This window comes from Streptomyces sp. JLSY215 (assembly GCF_059682825.1).
The window spans coordinates 6,816,427-6,835,968 of record NZ_CM185022.1; the positions used below are offsets into that span (position 1 = coordinate 6,816,427).

The following is a 19,542-nucleotide window of genomic DNA, read 5'->3' on the forward strand; positions in this document are numbered from 1 at the left end:
GGACCCCGGGTGGGTTCACGGGCTGGTCTGCCCCGTACCGCCGCCCGTCGACGCCGGTGCGGGCTGGGACCCGGTGGTGGGTGGCGGCGCGGTCGGGCCCTGGGTGCCGGTCGGGGTTCCGGGCGGGGTGGCGGCGGTCTCGGTGCCGGTGGGGGACGGGGTGGCGGAGGACTCCGAGGACGTGGAGGTGGGGGAGGTCTCCGAGGCGGAGGAGGTCGGGGAGGACGGGGTTCCGGAGGGGGACCGGGTGGGGGGCGATGTCCAGCGGTCGGTGCCGCCGTTGCTGCCCTTGGGGCGCTTGAAGTACTCGCCCGTTTCCGGGTCGTAGAGGACGAAGGACTTCACCTCGGTGGTGGCGGGCTGCACGGCCACCGTGTTCGAGGCGCGGTATCCGGGCCAGGCCGTGCCGGTCGTGCGGGCATGGGCCTTGAGGGGCACCGGTCGCTGGAGCGGGTTGCCGCAGGCGCAGCGCACCCGCGGCAGACCGCGGGAGTCGATGAGGACGGCGGTGCCGGCCTGCAGCACCGACTGGAAGGGGACGGCCTTGCCGTCCTGGAAGCCGTTGTTGGTCACGCGGGTGTCCATCCGCAGCCGTACCGGCGTCAGCGAGCGCAGAAAGGACGGTACGGCGCCGGCGTCGATGCCCGCGGCGCCGGCGAATGCCTTGGCCTTGGCCCGGTCGCTCGCCAGGAACCGGATCTGCTGCTCGACGTCGCAGGCGGCGGCGTTCCGGCTGCCGCCGTACAGGCCGGGCTCCGAGCCCGGGTAGTTGGGCGTGCCGGACGCGGTACCGGGCGACGGGCTCGACGGCGTACCGGTGGACGCGCTCGGTGACGGCGGCGGGGCGGACTGCTTCGCCGTCGATTTGGTGAAGGGGTCGGGCCCCTCCGCGGCGGCGGGCTGGAGGAACACCTCGCCCGCGCCGTTGCCGCTCGGACGGGTCAGGATGACGGTCAGCGCGACGGCCGCCACGACGGCGGCCGCGATGATCGCGACCCGGGGGGTGGACCGCCACCAGGGCGCACCGCCGCCCGCCCCACCGCCCCTGCCGCCGCCTCCGCCGCCGGACCCGCCGCCACCGGACCCGCCGTCATCCGGGCCCCCGCCGCCGGGTCCGTGCGGCCGGTCCACCTCGGTCGGCGGCCCGCCCTGCCGCGTCGGCCGCTCGGACGAGGGGCCGGACGAGGACCCGGACGGTGAGCCCGCGGAGGGGCCGGAGAGCGGACCTGACGGCGGTCCGGTCGGGTGGCTGTCGGGCGGCGGCTGAGATGTCACGGGTCCCTCTTCCGGCGCGTGCGGGCCATCCGGCGAAGCGAGCGCCGCCCGGAGTCTGCCCGGATTCGTCAACCTTTGGGTCATTGTGTGCCGGTGGTCGGTGTCGTCCGCAAGCGGGGTGGCCTGTGCGTGCTTACCGTGGGGGAGATTCCCCCGACCCGCCGTCCGGCAGGAGGCAGCGTGAGTCAGCCGCGAGGCCCCGCAAGCAGTGGCCCCCTCCGGGTCTGGCGGGAAGCCCTGGCCGCCGCGGCGGCGGGCGTCGTCACCATGTACGTGGTCGCCGCGCTCGGACTGTGGGCCGCGGGCGCCGGTGACCTGCCCGGCGGCGCGTTCCCCCATGTCGTGGCGGCCGCCGTCGTCGTCGCGGCGGGCGGTTCGGTCGACGTGACGGGCGATGCCGGCGTGATCGCGAAGGCGGACGCCGCCCTCGATGCCGTACCGCTGTCGGTGACGCTGGCCGGCGCCCTGGTGACCGCCGCGCTCTTCCTGCGTCCGCTACGGCACCGGGCGGTGGCCACCGGCCATGAACTGCTCGCCAGGGTCGCCCGTACCGCCGCCTTGTGGCTGCTGTTCCTGCTGATCCTCGCCCTGGTCGCACGCCACAGCTTCAAGATCACCGTGGGCAACGACCTCGCCGACCAGATCGGCGCGGAACTCGGCGCGACCCCCACGGTCGGCTTCCGCGCCGATGTGCCCGCCACCCTCGGCGTCGGGCTGCTGTGGGTGCTGGCGCTGCTCGCGCTCACCTTCGTCGTCTCCCGCCGGGCGCCGCTCTCCTCCCGGCTGCTGCATCTGCAGAACTCCGTACGGCCGCCCGCCTTCGCGATGCTGCTGGTACTGCTCGCCTACGCGGCGCTCGGGCTGGTCACCGGCGTGATCGTGCTGATCGTCAAGGGCCATCCGGCCGAGACCCTCGCCGTGATCTTCCTGGGGCTGCCGAACCTGGCCTGGATGGCGCTGGGCATCGGCACCGGCGGCGCCTGGACCGGCCATGTCGACAAGGCCATCGGCCTGCCCCTTCCGCAGCTGCTCGACGACGTCCTGCGCACCCGGCACGGACAGCGCACCCTCGACCTGGGGTCCCTCGCCCAGCACGACGGCCGCGCCTGGCTGCTGGTGGCGGTGGCGGCCGTGGTGCTGCTCGGCGCCGCCTTCGCCGCCGCGGTCCGCTCCCCGGCCACCATGCCCGCCTGGCGGCAGGCGGTGGAGCTGGCCGTGGCGCTCGCCGTCACCCTGCTCGTCGTCGGACTGCTCACCCGGATCCACGCCCATTACGGGCTGTCCGTGATGGGCGTCGGGGACCTCAGCGGCAACCTGGGCGGCGAGGTCGTCCTGCAGCCGCAACTCCTGCGCCTGGTGCTGGTGGGCGCCGTATGGGGGCTGGTCACCGGGTTCCTCGGGGGCGTGGCGGCGCGGCGGGTACGGCATCCGGGGGAGGCGCCGGGGCGCAGGCCCCCAGCCTGAGGCTGTCCGCGGCCCCGGCACCGGAAACACCGGTGCCAGGGCCGGGAAACGCCATACCCGGGGCCAGGGAAACGCCACGCCCAGGGCCGCACCCGGGGCGCAGAGCCGTCAGAGCGGGTTGAGGCGGGCCTTGAGCAGGCAGAACTCATTGCCCTCGGGGTCGGCGAGGACGTGCCACTGCTCCTCGCCGGTCTGGCCGATGTCGGCCGGGCGCGCCCCGAGCTTCAGGAGGCGTTCGAGCTCGGCGTCCTGATCGCGGTCGGTGGGGTTGACGTCGATGTGCAGCCGGGTCTTTCCCGGCTCCGGCTCGTCCCTGCGGCTGAGGATGATCGTCGGCTGCGGGCCGCCGAACCCTTCGCGCGGCCCGATCTCGAACATGTCGTCCCCTTCGCGATCGAGCACCACGAAGTCCAGGACCTCGCACCAGAACCGCGCCAGCACCTCGGGGTCACGACAACCGAGCACGAGCTCACTGATACGACATGCCATCGACGAAACCTGCTCTCAGCGTGGGGAAGCGTGGGGAACTGCCGGGGCGGCCGCGCGCGGAACTCATGGGCTGCCCGCAGGGGGAACACGTCGAGACCGTACCTGGCGAGGCCAGTGGGTGCGAAGGGTTTTGGATTCTCGCCCCGCCCGGCCGGGCCGCCGGGCGGCGACCGTGGGCCGCGCGGTGGGGCAGCCGGCTTCGGATGCGCTCCGGCCGTAGTGACCTAGCGCCCCGGAAACACCGGCGTGGCCCAACTCGGCGGCGGTGGCGGCGCGGACGGACCCGAGGGTGCGGGGGACGTGTCGACCTTCGTCGGGGGGTGTGCCCGGGGCCGTCCGGCCGAGGTGTCCCGGCCCGCCGTGCGCAGCGCCGTCACGAACTCCCGGCAGGTGCCGTGCCGTTCCTCGGGGGACTTCGCCAGCGACCGGGCGAACACCGCGTCGACGGCCGGCGGCAGATCCGGGCGTCGTTCGGTCAGAGGCGGCGGCGGGTCGAACTGATGGGCCCAGAGCAGCGCCATATCGTCGTCGCGGCGGAACGGCGGCGCACCGGTCAGCATTTCGAACAGCACACAGGCCAGGCTGTAGACATCGCAGCGGCCGTCCACCGGGCGGCCCGAGATCTGCTCGGGCGCCACGTAGTCCAGGGTGCCGACGAACTGCCCGACGCTGGTGAAGCCGGTCAGCGACAGCGACTTCTTCGTCAGCCCGAAGTCGGTGAGATACGCATGCTCGGGGCGGTCGCTGTCGGTGCCCTCGGCGATCAGGACGTTGCCCGGTTTGACGTCCCGGTGCACGAGTTCGTGGTCATGGGCGGCGTCCAGGGCGGAGGCCACCTGGAGGGCGATCCGGCAGGCGACCTCCAGGGACAGCGGCCCCTCGCGGTCGAGCAGCGCCCGCAGGTCCCGTCCCTCGACGTACCGCATCGCGATGTACAGCACGCCCTCGGCCTCGCCCGCCTCGAAAACCGGCACGATGTGCGGATGGTCGATGGCCGCCGCCACCCGCGACTCATGGACGAAGCGCTGCCGGAAGGTGTCGTTACGGGCCAGCTCGGGCGCCAGCAGCTTGACCGCGACCGTGCGGCCCAGCCGCAGGTCCTCCGCCTTGTAGACGACCGCCATACCGCCCCGGCCGATCTCGTCCCGCAGCCGGTACCCGGCGATCCGGCGGCCGCGCAGTCCGGAGGAGCCGGTGGCGGTGTCGCGGTCGCCGGGCTCCGGCACGGCGGCGTTCACCGGGCGTCACCCAGGCGGGTGGGGGAGGGCGGCGGGCCCTCCGTCGGCGCACCGTCCACCGGCGCCGCCCCGTACGCCTCGTCCCGCTCGTCCCGCTCGTGCTGCTCGTCCCGCTCGTGCGGCTCGTGCGGCTCGTGCGGCTCGGCGGAGGAGCCCGGGGAGTCCGGGGTCTGCGGGCCGGACTCCGGGCTCCCCGGGGCGTCCCCTTCCCCGCTCCGCGCCGAGGGCCCCGCCGTCACCGCATACGTCTCCAACGACACCCCGTCGCAGTAGCACCACCGCTCGTGCCGCGCGTCGTACAGCCACACCGCCGCGCCGTCCACGACCATCCCCACCCGCATGCCCCGGGTCCGCGAACCGAACGACTCGCCGTCCAGCCGCCCCGCGGCCAGCTCCTCGACCAGCCGCCGGTAGCGGCCGAGTTCGCTCTCGGCCGCGCCCAGCAGCGGCCGGGGGTCCGCGGTGCGGGCGGGCGGCTGCCCGGCGGCGGGCGGCCGGTGCGGGATCGACAGCAGCAGCCGGCCGTCGACCCAGGCCGACCAGCCGTTGGAGCACAGCGCCAGCGCCCAGTCGCCCCGCCGGTCGACGACCTGGACGGGCAGCAGCGGGTCGAGCGGCACCGTCGGCCGGGTGGCGTCGGGTGCGGACCAGGTCGCCATGCCGTCCGGCGGGACGATATGGCTCGGGAGGAATTCGGGCGTGGTCACGGGCGGCTCCTCCTCGACGCTACTTGCGCATGATCTCGGGCTCACGCCGCCGCAGCAGCTTGGTGACCAGGAATCCGAGGACGAGGCACAGCACGATCATCATGCCCATGTTGAGCAGCCAGATCCCCGGCCGGTGCTGGAACAGCGGATCCGCGGTGACCGGCGTCGGCAGCAGCCGGTGCAGATCGACCGTGCCGCCCATCGCGCCGAGCGCCCACCGGGACGGCACCAGCCAGGCCACCTGCTCCAGCCCCGGCACCCCGTGCAGTTTCAGCAGCGCACCGCAGAGCACGACCTGCACGATCGCAAGGAGCACCAGCAGCGGCATGGTGACCTCCTCCTTGCGCACCAGCGCGGACACGAAGAGGCCGAGCATCATCGCAGTGAACGCCAACAGCGCCACGGCAAGGATGATTTCGACAAGGGGCGGCATCAGCACCCCTTTGCCGCCGGGTGCGTTGAGCCTGACGCCGAACAGCCCCACCAGGGTCAGCACCACGGCCTGCACGACCGTGATGGCGCCCAGCACCAGCACCTTGGACATCAGATACGCCGAGCGGGACAGGCCGACGGCCCGCTCCCGCTGATAGATCGTCCGTTCCTTGACCAGCTCACGGACGGCATTGGCGGCGCCGGTCAGCACTGCGCCGACACACAGGATCAGCAGCCCGTTGAGCGCCGATTCCCGGGTGAAGCTGCTGCCGGCCAGGGCATGCGCCAGCGCGCCCATCACGAACGGCAGCGCGACCATGATGATCAGGAACGTCCGGTCGGCGCTCAGCACCGCCGCATACCGCCGCACCAGGGTGCGCAGCTGGCTGCCCCAGCTCTGCGCCTTGTGCGCGGTCACCGGGCGGCGTTCAAGGGGCGCGGCCTCTGGCGCGTGCCGCGGCTGCCGGGAGTCGGCGGAGATGTAGCGCCGGTGCAGCGGCGAGGCACGGTACTGCCCCGCCCAGTCCCGCGCGGTGTCCGCCTCGAAGGCCTCGAACGCCTCCGGCCACTGCGCGAATCCGAAGAACGGCAGCGCCTCGGCCGGCGGCCCGTAATACGCGATCTTGCCGCCCGGTGCGAGGACCAGCAGCCGGTCGCAGACGTCCAGGCTCAGCACGCTGTGGGTGACGACGATGACCGTGCGGCCGTCGTCGGCCAGGCCGCGCAGCATATGCATCACCGAGCGGTCCATACCGGGATCGAGCCCCGAGGTCGGCTCGTCGAGGAAGAGCAGCGACGGCTTGGTCAGCAGCTCCAGGGCGACGCTCACCCGCTTGCGCTGGCCGCCGGAGAGGCTGTGGATGGGCTGGTCGGCCCGCTGGTCGAGGCCCAGTTCATGGATGACCTCGTCGACCCGGGCCAGCCGCTCGGCCTTCGCGGTGTCCTCCGGGAAGCGCAGCCTGGCGGCGTACCCGAGGGCCCGGCGCACGGTGAGCTGGGAGTGCAGGATGTCGTCCTGCGGTACGAGCCCGATGCGCTGGCGCAGCTCGGCGTAGTCGCGGTAGAGGTCCCGGCCGTCGTAGAGGACCGAGCCGTCGTCCGCGGGCCGCAGTCCGGTCAGCGCGTTGAGCAGCGTCGACTTGCCCGCCCCGCTCGGCCCGACCACCGCCAGCAGCGACTTCTCGCCGACGGGGAAGGACACATGGTCGAGCAGCGTCCTGCCCGTGCCGCCCCGGCCGCCCTTGCCCACCACCACGGCCAGGTCCTGGACGTCCAGCGAGACCTCGCCGGTGTCGATGAACTCCTGCAGTTCCTCGCCGACGAGCGCGAAGGCGGAGTGGCCGATGCCGATGATGTCGCCGGGGACGACCGTGGCGCGGTGGACCGGCTGGCCGTTGAGGTAGGTGCCGTTGTGGCTGTCCAGGTCGACGATCTCGTAGCCGTCGGGTCCGGCCCGCAGTTCCGCGTGCTGCCGGGAGACGGCGAGGTCGTCGACCATCAGGTCGTTGCCGGGCGCGCGGCCGATCCGGGTGGTCCTGGCGGCGGGCAGCGGCCGTACGGAACTGGGCCGGCGGAAGGTGTGGGTGCCGGCGGGGTGCGCGACGGCGGATGGGCGGCCGGTGCCGTGCGGCGGCTCCTCGTGTGGCGGCGCCCCGCTGAGCACCGCGCACGGCCCGTCGGTCGGATTGCCGAACCGGATCACGCTTCCCGGCCCGATGTCGCAGTGGTCCACCCGCCGCCCGTCGGTGTAGGTGCCGTTGGTGCTGTGCTCGTCCTCGACCATCCAGTGGCCGTCGGTGGTCCGCAGCACCGCGTGGTGCCAGGAGACCCGCGCGTCCGTGAGGACGACTTCGCCGGCGGGGTCGCGGCCCACGTGGTAGGTCCGGTGCGGATCCATCATCACCGTGCCGCCGTCGGCCTCGACGAGGAGTTCCGGCGCGGTGGCATCCGGGCGCTTGGCCATACCTGGATTTTACGGCGAGGGGCCCGTCCCCGCCTGTTCGCAAGGGCCCGTCGGCCGCAGGAAACCGCAGGTCAGGGCGGGGGAGAGCGGTGCGGCGGGGGTCGGGGAACGGCGCGGTGGGCGGGCCGGCGGCGGCGGTGACCGCCGGTTACTCGCGAGAAATACCCCAGGTCAACTAAGGTGAGCGCTCCGATTGGCCGCACCCGCAAATTCCATGGAAATACCGGAAATTGCCCGGCCGATCGAAGGAAGTCCTGTCGAACCGGGACACAATGCGCAGTGCAGGGCTACGTGGTGTCGGCAACACCGCTCAACGTCGGCTTTGTAGGACCCAGCCGGCTCCGTCATGCCATCCGGACATGCGGGGCCCGGTTCGCTTCTTATTCACCTACCTCGTGAAGGCAAGGCAGAGATGGCACGATCCTCCCGACATTCCTCCCCGCAGTTCCCCGGACAGCGGACCCACCCCGTCGACGAGGTGCTCCCCGTCGGCAAACTCGCGCTCTACGGTTTCCAGCACGTCCTCGCCTTCTATGCCGCGGCCGTCATCGTCCCCATTCTCGTCGGCAATGCCCTGGGGCTGACTCACGAGCAACTCGTCTACCTGATCAACGCGGACCTGCTGACCTGCGGTATCGCCTCCATCATCCAGGCCTTCGGCATCTGGAAGATCGGCGCCCGGCTGCCGCTCGTACAGGGCGTCACCTTCACCGCGGTCTCCCCGATGATCGCCATCGGCCTGGGTGCGGGCGGCGGCGTCGCCGGACTTCTCGTCGTCTATGGCGCGGTCATCACCGCGGGCATCGCGACATTCCTGTTCGCGCCGTTCTTCAGCAAGCTGGTGAAGTATTTCCCGCCGGTCGTCATCGGCACGATCCTCACCATCATCGGCCTCACGCTGATACCCCAGGGACTCCAGGACGCGGCCGGCGGTGCGCAGTTGATCGGCCACCCCGAATTCGGCTCCGGCAAGAATCTCGCCTACGCCCTGGGTACCCTGCTGTTCATTCTCGCCGTGGTCCGCCTCGGAAAGCCGTATCTGAGCAGCCTGGCCGTACTGCTCGGTCTGATCGGTGGCACCGCGGTCGCCTGGTTCTTCGGCGATGTCGATTTCAGCGCGGTGGGGAATGCCGACTGGTTCGGCGTCAGCACGCCGTTCCATTACGGATTGCCGAAGTTCGAACTGCTCCCGATCGTCGCCATGGCCATCGTCATGCTGATCACGATGGTGGAAACCACCGGAGACGTTTACGCGATCGGGGAGATCACCCGCAAAAGGGTCGACAACACCACCGTCGCCAACGCCCTGCGCGCGGACGGCGTCGCCACCGTTCTCGGCGGGGTGCTCAACTCCTTCCCGTACGTGGCCTTCGCGGAGAACATCGGCCTGGTGCGGATGTCCCGGGTGATGAGCCGCTTCGTGGTGGTCGCGGCCGGCGTCTTCATGATCGCCCTGGGGCTGCTGCCCAAGGTCGGCAGCGTGGTCGCCGTGATCCCGCACCCGGTGCTCGGCGGCGCGGCCATCTCGATGTTCGGCATGGTCGCCACCGTCGGCATCCAGATCCTGGGCAAGGTGGATCTGCGCGAGGAGCGCAACGCCCTGATCCTGGCCGTCAGTCTGGGTGCCGGACTGCTGCCCTCCGCGGTCGCGCCGTTCTTCGACCGGATGCCGGCCGATGTGAAGGCGATCCTCGACAGCGGGATCACGCTGGGCGGTCTGACCGCCATCCTGCTCAACCTCTTCTTCAACGTCCTCACCAGCCGCAAGTCGATGGACATCGACTGGGACGACATCGAGAACGACGAGGACGACGAGACGGCGGACCCGCAGGGACCGCCCATGGGCGCCCCCGCGTTCTGAGCCACGCCGTCGGACGCGGGCCGCACGGCGGGCCCGCGTCCGACGCGTTCAGTGAGCGGCGCTCAGTACGTCGCGTTCAGTACGTCGCGTTCAGTACGTCGCGTTCAGTGCGTCACCGAGTTGAACGGCGGCGCCTCGCCGGCCTCGCCGATCAGCTCCCAGAAGTGGTCGACGAGGCGGCGCAGATACGCCGAACGCTCGGCCGCCACCTCCTTGAGCCGGGCGTCGTCGTTACGGGCCACCACATGCCCCATGTAGCGCTCGGCGAACTCCGCGAACTCCGCATGCATCGTGCGCAGCGCATCGCTCACCCGGGTCTTGTTCAGCGTGGTGATCTCCATGATCGGAGAGACGTGCGACTTCCAGCGTCCTTCGATGGCCGCGCGCAGATGCCCGGCCAGCTCGTCGACCTGGCCCATCACCCCGATCAGCTTCCGCAGCGACAGCCCCAGGGCGTCCACCAGCGCCTTGGTCTGCCGGTAGTCGCCGGTCCAGCGCTGCGCCGACTCCGCCAGCCGGTAGGTGTCCGGGTCCATGCCGATGAGCTGCGCCAGCCGCTCCGCGCTCAGTTGGCGGGCCATCCGGTGCTGAGCCAGTGTCCGGGGCTCGACGCCCATCAGGACCGTGGGCGAGCACCACAGGACATCGGCCAGGGCGAAGAGCTGCGGCTCCGTCGGCACCTGGGAGCCGTACTCCCAGGCCTCGATCAGCTCGGGGCGGGCCGGGGCGCCGCACGCCGTCATGGACTGGGCGACCTGAGCGGTGGTCAGGCCCACCCGCGCCCGTGCGGAGCGGGCTTCGGAGGGGGAAAACGGTGTGCTGTACACGTGCGGGACACCTCGCTGCACCCGGTGAGCGGAGGGGTGCTTGGGGAGCGGGAGATGGAGGAACCTCCAGGAGCGGGCAGATTAACAGATGGTTCAGAAGTACGAACCTACAGTTCCCCTTCGGTCTGAAGGTGCCGGGGCGCTTGTGGCGGTGGAGGGAGTAATTGCGTCGTATCGTCCGATATCGCTCATCAACTTCCTTACCGTGTATAGCCGATGGAGTGGTGCGTACCGGACGGTAGCGCTCATCGAGACCGGTAAGACGGCGGGACGTGATCAGAGCGTTACGTGGATGAAGGTGTGACGACGCTGCCCGGCGCTCTCCGCGCAGCGCGTCAGGGCCGCATCAGGAAGCGGCCGCCGCCCGTATCGACGGCGTCAACGACCCCCGCCGCACCCCCGCCGCAGGCGGCAGCATGGCATCCGGGGGCCGTACGACAGCGCCGCATGCAGGAGGTTTCCGATGACCGCCGTGCACCACTTGACGCCGCCGATCCGCCCCTCCGCCCGCCGCGCCCCGTCCGGCGTGCCGCTGCTTCGCCCGCACGGTGCGCCCCGGACGGGGCCGGTACCCAGCCTCGCCCGCGACCTCGCCCTCCCGGTCGGCGCGGTCGGAGCGGCCCTGCTGGTGGCGGTCCTGATGTCGGCCGGTGCGCACGCCCGTGGCGCGCTCGCCCTGGGCTGCTTCGCCCTGCTGACCCTGGCGGTGACGGCGCTGGCGCGGCCACTGCTGGTGCCGGCCGTCGTCCTCGTCTGCTGGATGTTCTTCGACGGCTTCCTGGTGAACGGGCAGGCGCGGCTGGGCTGGCAACCGGCCGACCGGACGGGCCTGTTGGTGCTTGCCGCCGCGGGACTCGCGGGCGCCGGCTGCGCGGGCGTCGTACGCGCCGCCCGCCGCCATGTCACAGGGCCGGCTCGTCCCATTGGTCCAGCAGGGCGTCGGTGAGGTCCACCGCCGGCTCCTGGTGGCCGTTGTCCAGGGACTGTTCGGTCCAGATGACCTTCCCGCCGGGCGTGTAGCGGGTGCCCCAGCGCTCGGCGAACTGCGCGACGAGGAACAGTCCGCGGCCGCCCTCGTCGGTGGTGGCGGCGCGGCGCAGATGCGGGGAGGCGTTGGTGCCGTCGGAGACCTCGCAGATCAGGGACCGGTCGTGGAGGAGGCGGACCCGGATGGGCTGGGTGCCGTAGCGGATGGCGTTGGTGATCAGTTCGCTGAGGATCAGTTCGGTGGTGAAGCCGATGTCCGACAGCCCCCAGGACTCCAGGGTGCGGGTGCACTCGGAGCGTACGGGGGAGACCGCGGCGGGGTCGGAGGGGACGTCCCACTCGGCGACCCGGTCGGCGGGCAGCAGCCGGGTGCGGGCCACCAGCAGGGCGATGTCGTCGCTGGGGTGCTCGGGCAGCACGGCGTCGAAGACGGCCGCGCAGGTCTCCTCCGGGGTGCGGTCCGCGCCGGTGGCCAGGGCGCCGCGCAGCAGCGCCAGGCCCGTGTCGATATCGCGTTCCCGGTCCTCGATGAGGCCGTCGGTGTAGAGCACCAGCCGGGAGCCCTCGGGCAGGACCAGTTCCGCGGTCTCCACGGGCACGCTGCCGCCCAGACCCAGCGGCGGCGAGACGGGGACGTCGGGGAAGGAGACGGTTCCGTCGGGGAGCACCAGCGCGGGACCGGGGTGGCCGGCCCGTGCCAGGGTGGCCCGGCCGGTGGCCGGGTCGTAGATGGCGTACAGGCAGGTGGCTCCGGTGATGGTGATGCCGGCGCCGTTGTCGGCACTCTCGCGGGCCGGGCCGGTGGTGCGCCGGGCCTCGTCGGTGTCGATATGGGTGACCAGCTCGTCGAGGTGGCCGAGGAGTTCGTCGGGCGGCAGGTCGAGGGCGGAGAAGTTGTGGACGGCGGTGCGCAGCCGGCCCATCGTGGCGGCGGCGTGCAGTCCGTGCCCGACGACATCGCCGACGACCAGGGCGACCCGGGCGCCGGGCAGCGGGATGAGGTCGAACCAGTCGCCGCCGACCCCGGCCCGCGCCGGCAGATAGCGGAACGCCACGTCCAGGGCGGTCTGCTCGGGCAGCGTCTGCGGCAGCAGCCGGCGCTGCAGGGTGACGGCGGTGTTGTGCTCGCGGGTGTAGCGGCGGGCGTTGTCGATGGAGACCGCGGCCCGTGCGGCCAGCTCCTCGGCGAAGGTCAGGTCCTCCGCCTCGAACGGCCCCAGCGCCGCGCCGCGCCAGAAGGTGGCCAGGCCGAGGGCGACGCCCCGGGCCCGTAGCGGGACGGTGATCAGGGAGCGGATGCCGTGGTCGAGGATCTGCCGGGTCCGCTCGGGGTCCTGCGCCTGCCAGGCGCCGGCCGTGCGGAGGTCGCGTTCGAGGACGGAGCGGTTGATCCGGGAGGCGGCGGGGGCGAGGCCGGGGGCCCAGTGGTCCGGTTCGTCGGTGCCGGGGCCGGCCGGGCGCTGGTCATGGGGGAGCGAGGGGTCGCTCGCCTCCTCGGCCGCCATGGACGCGGTCGGCAGCGAAGTGATCGGCTCGGTCGCCGGATGGCGCGGCACATCCGGCCGGTCCGCCCCGCTGACGGCCATGCGCCGCAATGCGGCGGTCCCCCATGGCGGCTCGGCGCCCCGCAGCACCGGGTCCAGCAGTTCCACGGTGACGACATCGGCGAACCGGGGCACCGCGACATCGGCCAGCTCCTCGGCGGTCCGCGTCACATCCAGCGTGGTGCCGATGCGCATCCCGGTGTCGTAGAGCAGCTTGAGCCGCTCCTGGGCCACCTCCGCCTTGCCCGCCAGCGCCCGCAGTTCGGTGGAGTCCCGCAGCGTGACGGCGGTCCCGGCCGGCCCGCCGTACGGGGCGGTCGCGCGCACATTCACCGCCAGCAGCCGGTCACCGGCCCGGTGCACCTCGTCGGTGACCGTCCGCCCGGACTCCAGCAGCGCGGCCATCTGCGGCTCCAGGCCCAGGTCGGCGACGTGGTGCCCCTCGGCGTCCGCGGGCAGGTCCAGCAGCCGCCGCGCCTCGTCGTTGCACAGCAGCAGCCGCCCGTCGCTCCCGATGATGAGCACGCCCTCCCGTACGGCATGCAGCACCGCGTCGTGGTGGTCGTACATCCGCGTCATCTCGGCCGGGTCCAGCCCGCGGGTCTGCCGCCGCAGCCGGCGGCTGACCAGCGCCACTCCGCCCACGCCCAGCACCAGCGCCCCGGCGGCCGAGCCGAGCAGCAGCGGGAATTGGCCCATCACCCGCTGGTTCGTGTGGCGGACCGTGATCGAGACGGTGACCAGCCCGACGACCTTGCCGCTCGCGTCCTTGACGGGGACGGTGGTGTTCACGGCGGGGCCGAGGGCGGTGGTGAACGTTTCGGTGCGGGTCCGGCCCAGGGGCAGCGTGATATGGCCGGGGACGCGTTTGCCGATCAGGCGCGGGTCCCGGTGCGTCCAGCGGATCCCCTGCGGGCTGTACGCGACGATGAGGTCCACCCCGGACGCCTTGCGGGCCGCCTCGGCCTGGGGCTGCAGCAGCGCGCTGGGACGGTCGGACCGCATGGCGGCCAGCGTCCCCGGTGCATGGGCGAAGGTCTCGGCGCCGACGAGGGACCGCTGCCGGGCCTCGTTCACGCTCCCGCCCCGCGCCTGGACGACGAGGGCGACGACGGCCGCGGCGACCAGCAGCACCACGAGCCCCAGCTCCAGCACGAACACCTGGCCCGCGACGGTGTGCACGCTCAGCAGGGAGCGCAGAAAGCGGCCGGGGGAGCGAGGGCGCCGCCCTGGTGAGGGAGGCGGCGGAGCCGGGGCCCCGGCGCCTTCCCGCCCGGCGCCCGATCGCCCGATATGTCCGGTCATGCCCCATGTCTAGCACTGCCCGCCGCCCCGAGGCGACCACCGACGTGAGGTGGGGCGCGCGGGGGGCGTCAGGGTGCACGCAAGGAAGCGCATAAGTACCCCTTTGTGAAGACCGAAGGGGCTTTATGAGGGTGAATCAGGTCGCTTGCCGTATGCGGAAGGGCGCCTCCGGAGGTACCGGAAGGGCGGTTCCGGTACCTCCGCTCGTGGTGGCGGGCGTGCCACGCACAGTAGTCGCACGCATATGCGGAATCGCCGGCCCGGGGCACCGGGGGTTTCCGGCCGGAGCCCGGCGAACGGTCGCTTGCGGGCGGCACGTTCCGACCGCACGATCGCAGGCGTTCCCTTGCCGTCGACGGCCGCGCGCCGGCCGTCCGGCATGCCCGTTCCAGCAGCTCCTTCTCCCAGGAGGTCCCCGTGAACGATCGGATGAGTCTCGGCCCGGATGCCGCACGGCAGCTCGCCACCACCACCAAGACCACCCCCCAGATGCGCGGCATCACCCCGCGGTATCTGCTGCGCGCCCTGCCCTGGGTGGACGTCGAATCCGGCGTCTTCCGCGTCAACCGCCGCCGCACCTACGTCCTCGGCGACGACCGCATCAGCACCCACACCGACCAGGGCTCGCCCCGCATCATCCCCGGAGACCTGCGGGAGGTGCCGTATCTGCGGGAGGCCGACGACGAGCTGCTCGCCGAACTCGCGGCCGCCTTCACCGAGGTCGCCTTCGAGCCCGGACAGCTGCTGGCCCAGGACGGCGACGCGCACGACCGGCTGTGGGTGCTCGTCCAGGGCCGCGCCGAGAAGCGGGCCAGCGGCCGGTACGGCGAGGACGCGATCCTCGAAGTGATCGGCGACGGCCAGTTCTTCGACCTCGACGCCTGGACCCGCGCCGAGCCGATGCCCTACCGCGTCCGGGCGCTCACCCCCGGCGTGGCGCTGTGCGTCGAACGCGGCGTGCTCTTGGGCCTGTGCGACCGCGACGAGCGTTTACGCGGTGCGATGGACGCCTACCTCGCCGCGGACGGCGTGCTGCCGGGCGCCGAGGTGCCCGTGGACCTCGCCGCCGGCCACGTCGGCGAACCCGACCTCCCCGGGACCTTCGTCGACTACGAGGACACGCCCCGCGAGTACCACATGACCCTCGCCCAGACCGTGCTGCGCGTGCACACCAGGGTCTCCGACCTCTACAACGGACCCATCGACCAGACCCGGGCGCAGTCCCGGCTCACCGTCCAAGCGCTGCGCGAGCGCCAGGAGGCCTCGCTGCTCAACCACCCGGAATTCGGCCTCTTCCACAATGTCGCACCCGGCCAGCGCGTCCAGGCGCGCACCGGCTCGCCCACCCCCGACGACCTCGACGAGCTGCTGTCCCGCGTCTGGAAGCAGCCCGGCTACTTCCTCGCACACCCCAGGGCCATCGCCGCGTTCGGCCGGGAATGTACCCGCCGGGGCGTGCCCCCGGTGATCGACACCCGGTTCGGCAGCCCCCTGCTGAGCTGGCGCGGCGTCCCGCTGCTCCCCTCCGACAAGGTGCGCTTCTCCGGCGGGGCGGGCGTCGGGACGACCGAGATCCTGCTGATGCGCGTCGGCGAGGCCGAACAGGGCGTCGTGGGGCTGCGCCCCGCGAAGATCGCGGACGAGGTCGAACCCGGCCTGGCGATGAAGAACATGGGCGTCGACCAGAAGGGCATCACCTCGTACCTGATGACGGCCTACTTCAACAGCGCGGTGCTCGTGGAGGACGCGCTGGCCGTGCTCCAGAACGTCGAGGTGTCCAACTACCATGACTACGCCTGACGTTGAGCGGGCCGCCCGGTCGGCGACGGATCCGCACCGGCCGCCGGCGGGGGTGACCGTCCCGGCGGACCCCGCCCCCGGCCCGGCCCGCCGGCCCGGCGCCTTCGCCCCCGAGGCGGCCCGCCGCGACATCCCGGCCCTCCAGCGCACCGTGAACGGCCACCCCCTGGTCTGGCTGGACAACGGCGCCACCACCCACAAACCACGCCAGGTCATCGAGGCGCTCACCGGCTTCTACGGCGCGGCCAACTCCAACATCCACCGCGGCGCGCACACCATGGCGCGGGAGGCCACCGAGGCGTACGAGGCGGGCAGGTCGGCCGTCGCGCAGTTCCTGGGCGCCCCGTCCCCGGACGACATCGTCTTCGTACGCGGCACCACCGAGGCGATCAACCTCGTCGCCCGGAGCTGGGGACGCGACAACCTCGGCCCCGGCGACGACATCCTGGTGCCGGTGCTGGAACACCACTCCAACATCGTTCCCTGGCAGCTGATCGCCGGGGAAACCCGGGCCAGGGTGGTCCCTGTACCCCTGCGACCGGACGGCGGGATCGACCTCGACGCCTACGCCGACCTGCTGTCGGTGCGCACCCAACTCGTCGCGGTCAGCCAGGCGTCGAATGTGCTCGGCACCGTTCCGCCGGTCGCGGAGATGACCGCACTCGCGCACCGCTACGGGGCCAAGGTCCTGGTCGACGGCGCACAGGCGGTCGCGCACTTCCCCGTCGACGTGCAGGCCCTGGACGCCGACTTCTACGTCTTCTCCGGGCACAAGCTGTTCGCCCCCACGGGCATCGGCGCCCTGTACGCCAGACCGGAGATCCTGCGGGAGATGGCGCCGTGGCAGGGCGGCGGCAACATGATCGAGTCGGTGGACTTCACCCGCACCACCTATGCCCCCGTCCCGCACCGGCTGGAAGCCGGCACCGGGCACATCGCCGGCGTGGTCGGCCTGCTGGCCGCGCTCAACTGGCTGACCTCCTTCGACCGCAACGCCATCGCCGCCTACGAGACCTCCCTGATGGCCTACGCACAACAGGCCCTGACCGCGGTGCCGGGGCTCGAACTCCTGGGCGCCGCCCCCGACCGGATCGCCGTACTGACCTTCACCCTCGCGGGCCACGACCCCGCAGAGATCGCCGACTGGCTGGACCGCGACGGCATCGCCATCCGCGCCGGCCACCACTGCGCCCAGCCGGCCCTGGCCCACTACGGACTGCAGAGCGCGGCGCGCGCCTCCCTCGCGCTGTACAACACACCGGAGGAGGTGGACCACCTGGTGGCGTCGCTGCTGCGGCTGCGGCAGGCCGCCTGATACCGACCGTGCCGGCGCGCGTCCCCCTGGCGGCGGACGCGCGCAGGACTTGACCGACGGTCAGCGCAGCTCTTTACGGGCGCGGCTGACCAGGGCGCGGCCCGCCGGGCCGCTCGGACCGCCGGCGCGCCAGGCGAAGGCCAGGCGGCCGCGCAGCGCGGGTGGGTCGAGGGTGAGCACCCGAAGCGGCTCCGGCCGCGCCTTCGCGAACGCGCCCGGCAGGATCGCCGCACCCAGCCCGAGGGCGGCGAGCTGGGCGAGGACATCGGGATCGCTGGCCTCGAAGGCGATCCGCGGCGTGAATCCGGCCTCCGCGCACGCCTCGTCGAGCCGGGCGCGCAGGCCCGTACCGCGGGGCAGGCAGATCAGGGCACGGTCGCGCAGGGCGCCGAGGGGGACGGCCCGCTGGTCGGCGAGTTCATGGGACTCGCCGACCGCGACGACGATCGGCTGGTCGTCGATGACCTGGATCTCGATGCCGTCCGGGGGCGTGCCGCCCACACTGATGACGGCCGCGTCGAGCTTTCCGGTCCGCAGATCATCGACGAGCGGGGCGGTGTTCGCCTCGGTCAGGGTGATCTCCACCGCCGGATGGTCCCGGTGGAAGCCCGCCAGGAGGCCGGGCAGATGGGCGTTGTGCGAGACCACGGAGCCGAGGGCGACCCGCCCGCGCAGGAGTCCGGTCAGTTCGTCGACGGCGAGCCGGGCCCCCTCCACCGCGGCGAGCGCGGCCCGCACATAGGGGAGGGCGGTGTCGCCCGCCTCGGTCAGCGTGACCGTACGCCCCGAGCGGTCGAGCAGCTCCTGCCCGAACTCGCGCTCCAGGCGACGCACTTGGGCGCTGACGCCGGGCTGGGACACATGGAGTTTCTCGGCGGCCCGGGTGAAATTCCCCTCTTCGGCCACGGCCAGAAAGTACTCGAGCTGGCGCAGTTCCATAACCATCGATACTAGCAACCAGACTCATCATCTCTTGGACTTCTGGCATGCGCGGACCCAGGGTGGAAGGCGAGAGAAGGGAGTCGTTCATGTACGCAATCCGTGAACGCGCCGCCGCCTCCGGGGACCTGCCCCGGCTGTCCGTGCCCGAGTTCCAGGGGGACCGATGACCGTGCTCATCGCCGGGGCGGGGATCGGCGGGCTGACCGCCGCACTCAGCCTGAACGCCGCGGGAATCGACGCGCTCGTGCTGGAAAGCGCCCGCGAGATACGGCCGCTCGGCGTCGGCATCAACCTGCTGCCGCACGCCGTGCGGGAACTGACCGAACTCGGCCTCGGCGACGGCCTCGCCGCCCTCGGCGTGGCCACCGCCGAGAACGTGTACAGCGACCGGTTCGGCAACGAACTCTTCGCCGAGCCACGCGGTACGGCGATGGGCTATCGCTGGCCGCAGTACTCGGTCCACCGCGGGGAACTGCAGATGCTGCTGCTCGCGGCGGTCAGGGAACGGCTCGGCCCCCGCGCGGTCCGGACCGGAGCCCGGCTGATGGACTTCGAAGGGGCCGCGGGCGCGGACACCGTCGGTGCCCGCGTCCTCGACCGGGCGAAGGGGACCTTCGAAGAGATCGACGCCGAGGCCCTGATCGGCGCGGACGGGCTGCACTCGGTGGTCCGTGCCCGGCTGCATCCGGCCGGCGGACCGCTGCTGTGGTCGGGCATCCGGATGTGGCGGGGCACGACCGAGGCCGAGCCGTTCCGCACCGGCCGTTCGGCGGCCCTCGTACGGGACGGAAACGTGGAGCTGGTCGCGTATCCGATCGGCGGCGGCAGGATCAACTGGGTGTGCCTGGTACGGGTCTCCGAGCCCCGGCCGCTCGCCGAGGACGCCGGCTGGAACCGCCGCGGCCGCCTGGGGGATGTGCTGCCGTACGTCCGGGACTGGGAGCTCGGCTGGCTCGATGTGCCCGCCCTGCTGGAGGGCAGCGGCGAGATCCTGGAGTACCCGATGGTCGACCGGGCCCCGCTGCCCGCCTGGGGGCGCGGCCGGGTGACCCTGCTCGGCGACGCCGCGCACCCCATGTATCCGGTAGGGGCTAACGGCGGCTCCCAGGCCATCGTCGACGCCCGCGTCCTCGCGTACGAACTCGCGCGCGCCGGCGGTGAGGTGACGACCGGCCTCACGCAGTACGAGATCGCGCGACGGGAGACGACCGCGACGGTGGTGCGCGCGAACCGGGAGATGAGCCTGGCAGGCGGGTGGAGCACACCGGAACTCGCCCGCATCACCGACACCTACCGGTCCGCGACCGGGAGCGATGTCGACCTCCTCAACTCCCGGCCTTCCCTGACGCCGAGGCCGATCCCGAGGCCGACGCCGGCGCGGTGACGGCGCGCC

Annotated in this window: 14 protein-coding genes; 6 read left to right on the forward strand and 8 right to left on the reverse strand. The window is 72.5% G+C overall.

Annotated features, from left to right (window positions below; genetic code table 11):
• Positions 1–15: 15 nt before the first annotated feature.
• Positions 16–1,275 (reverse strand): DUF6777 domain-containing protein, encoded by a 1,260-nt coding sequence (locus tag AC5677_RS30340; RefSeq protein WP_497191059.1) that lies wholly within the window; start codon positions 1,273–1,275, stop codon positions 16–18.
• 180 nt (positions 1,276–1,455) lie between these two features.
• Between AC5677_RS30340 and AC5677_RS30345 the strand changes: the two genes are divergently transcribed.
• A complete protein-coding gene (locus AC5677_RS30345; protein ID WP_497191060.1) occupies positions 1,456–2,739 on the forward strand; it encodes a streptophobe family protein in 1,284 nt (427 codons plus the stop codon).
• Between the two features lie 108 nt (positions 2,740–2,847).
• On the opposite strand, the gene AC5677_RS30350 is transcribed toward AC5677_RS30345, so the two are convergent.
• The 4 genes from AC5677_RS30350 to AC5677_RS30365 all read right to left on the reverse strand — a co-directional run bounded on the left by AC5677_RS30350 (position 2,848) and on the right by AC5677_RS30365 (position 7,568).
• The gene (locus AC5677_RS30350) at positions 2,848–3,228 is read right to left on the reverse strand and encodes a VOC family protein (RefSeq protein WP_497191061.1); all 381 of its coding nucleotides are present in this window, start codon (positions 3,226–3,228) and stop codon (positions 2,848–2,850) included.
• 224 nt (positions 3,229–3,452) lie between these two features.
• Positions 3,453–4,466, reverse strand: a complete 1,014-nt coding sequence (locus AC5677_RS30355) for a serine/threonine-protein kinase (protein WP_497191062.1) — start codon at positions 4,464–4,466, stop codon at positions 3,453–3,455.
• A complete protein-coding gene (locus AC5677_RS30360; RefSeq protein WP_497191063.1) occupies positions 4,463–5,173 on the reverse strand; it encodes a hypothetical protein in 711 nt (236 codons plus the stop codon). The genes AC5677_RS30355 and AC5677_RS30360 overlap by 4 nt, the downstream gene beginning before the upstream one ends.
• A gap of 19 nt (positions 5,174–5,192) precedes the next feature.
• Positions 5,193–7,568 carry an ABC transporter ATP-binding protein/permease gene (locus AC5677_RS30365; protein WP_497191064.1) on the reverse strand — a complete coding sequence of 792 codons (2,376 nt, stop codon included), beginning with the start codon at positions 7,566–7,568 and terminating at the stop codon, positions 5,193–5,195.
• 412 nt (positions 7,569–7,980) lie between these two features.
• Between AC5677_RS30365 and AC5677_RS30370 the strand changes: the two genes are divergently transcribed.
• On the forward strand, positions 7,981–9,429 hold the full coding sequence (locus AC5677_RS30370) for a nucleobase:cation symporter-2 family protein (protein ID WP_497191065.1): 1,449 nt from the start codon (positions 7,981–7,983) through the stop codon (positions 9,427–9,429).
• 104 nt (positions 9,430–9,533) lie between these two features.
• Here AC5677_RS30370 and AC5677_RS30375 read toward each other — a convergent pair whose 3' ends face one another.
• Complete coding sequence (locus tag AC5677_RS30375) at positions 9,534–10,256, reverse strand: helix-turn-helix domain-containing protein (RefSeq protein ID WP_497191066.1); 723 nt, start codon at positions 10,254–10,256, stop codon at positions 9,534–9,536.
• Positions 10,257–10,719: 463 nt separating this feature from the next.
• Here AC5677_RS30375 and AC5677_RS30380 point away from each other — a divergent pair, with 463 nt between their 5' ends.
• Entirely contained in the window at positions 10,720–11,202 is a 483-nt protein-coding gene (locus AC5677_RS30380; RefSeq protein WP_497191067.1) for a DUF4118 domain-containing protein, read from the forward strand.
• Here the strand turns inward: AC5677_RS30380 and AC5677_RS30385 are convergent.
• On the reverse strand, positions 11,159–13,978 hold the full coding sequence (locus AC5677_RS30385) for a SpoIIE family protein phosphatase (protein WP_497196817.1): 2,820 nt from the start codon (positions 13,976–13,978) through the stop codon (positions 11,159–11,161). The genes AC5677_RS30380 and AC5677_RS30385 overlap by 44 nt on opposite strands.
• Before the next feature lie 531 nt (positions 13,979–14,509).
• Here AC5677_RS30385 and AC5677_RS30390 point away from each other — a divergent pair.
• Together AC5677_RS30390 and AC5677_RS30395 are read left to right on the forward strand one after the other, a co-directional pair.
• Entirely contained in the window at positions 14,510–15,892 is a 1,383-nt protein-coding gene (locus tag AC5677_RS30390) for a family 2B encapsulin nanocompartment shell protein (protein ID WP_497191068.1), read from the forward strand.
• The gene (locus tag AC5677_RS30395; protein WP_497191069.1) at positions 15,879–17,207 is read left to right on the forward strand and encodes a SufS family cysteine desulfurase; all 1,329 of its coding nucleotides are present in this window, start codon (positions 15,879–15,881) and stop codon (positions 17,205–17,207) included. The genes AC5677_RS30390 and AC5677_RS30395 overlap by 14 nt, the downstream gene beginning before the upstream one ends.
• Before the next feature lie 60 nt (positions 17,208–17,267).
• On the opposite strand, the gene AC5677_RS30400 is transcribed toward AC5677_RS30395, so the two are convergent.
• Positions 17,268–18,146: a LysR family transcriptional regulator gene (locus tag AC5677_RS30400; RefSeq protein ID WP_497191070.1), complete on the reverse strand. Its 879-nt coding sequence runs from the start codon at positions 18,144–18,146 to the stop codon at positions 17,268–17,270.
• A gap of 166 nt (positions 18,147–18,312) precedes the next feature.
• Here AC5677_RS30400 and AC5677_RS30405 point away from each other — a divergent pair, with 166 nt between their 5' ends.
• On the forward strand, positions 18,313–19,533 hold the full coding sequence (locus AC5677_RS30405; RefSeq protein ID WP_497191071.1) for an FAD-dependent monooxygenase: 1,221 nt from the start codon (positions 18,313–18,315) through the stop codon (positions 19,531–19,533).
• The last annotated feature ends 9 nt before the right edge of the window (positions 19,534–19,542 follow it).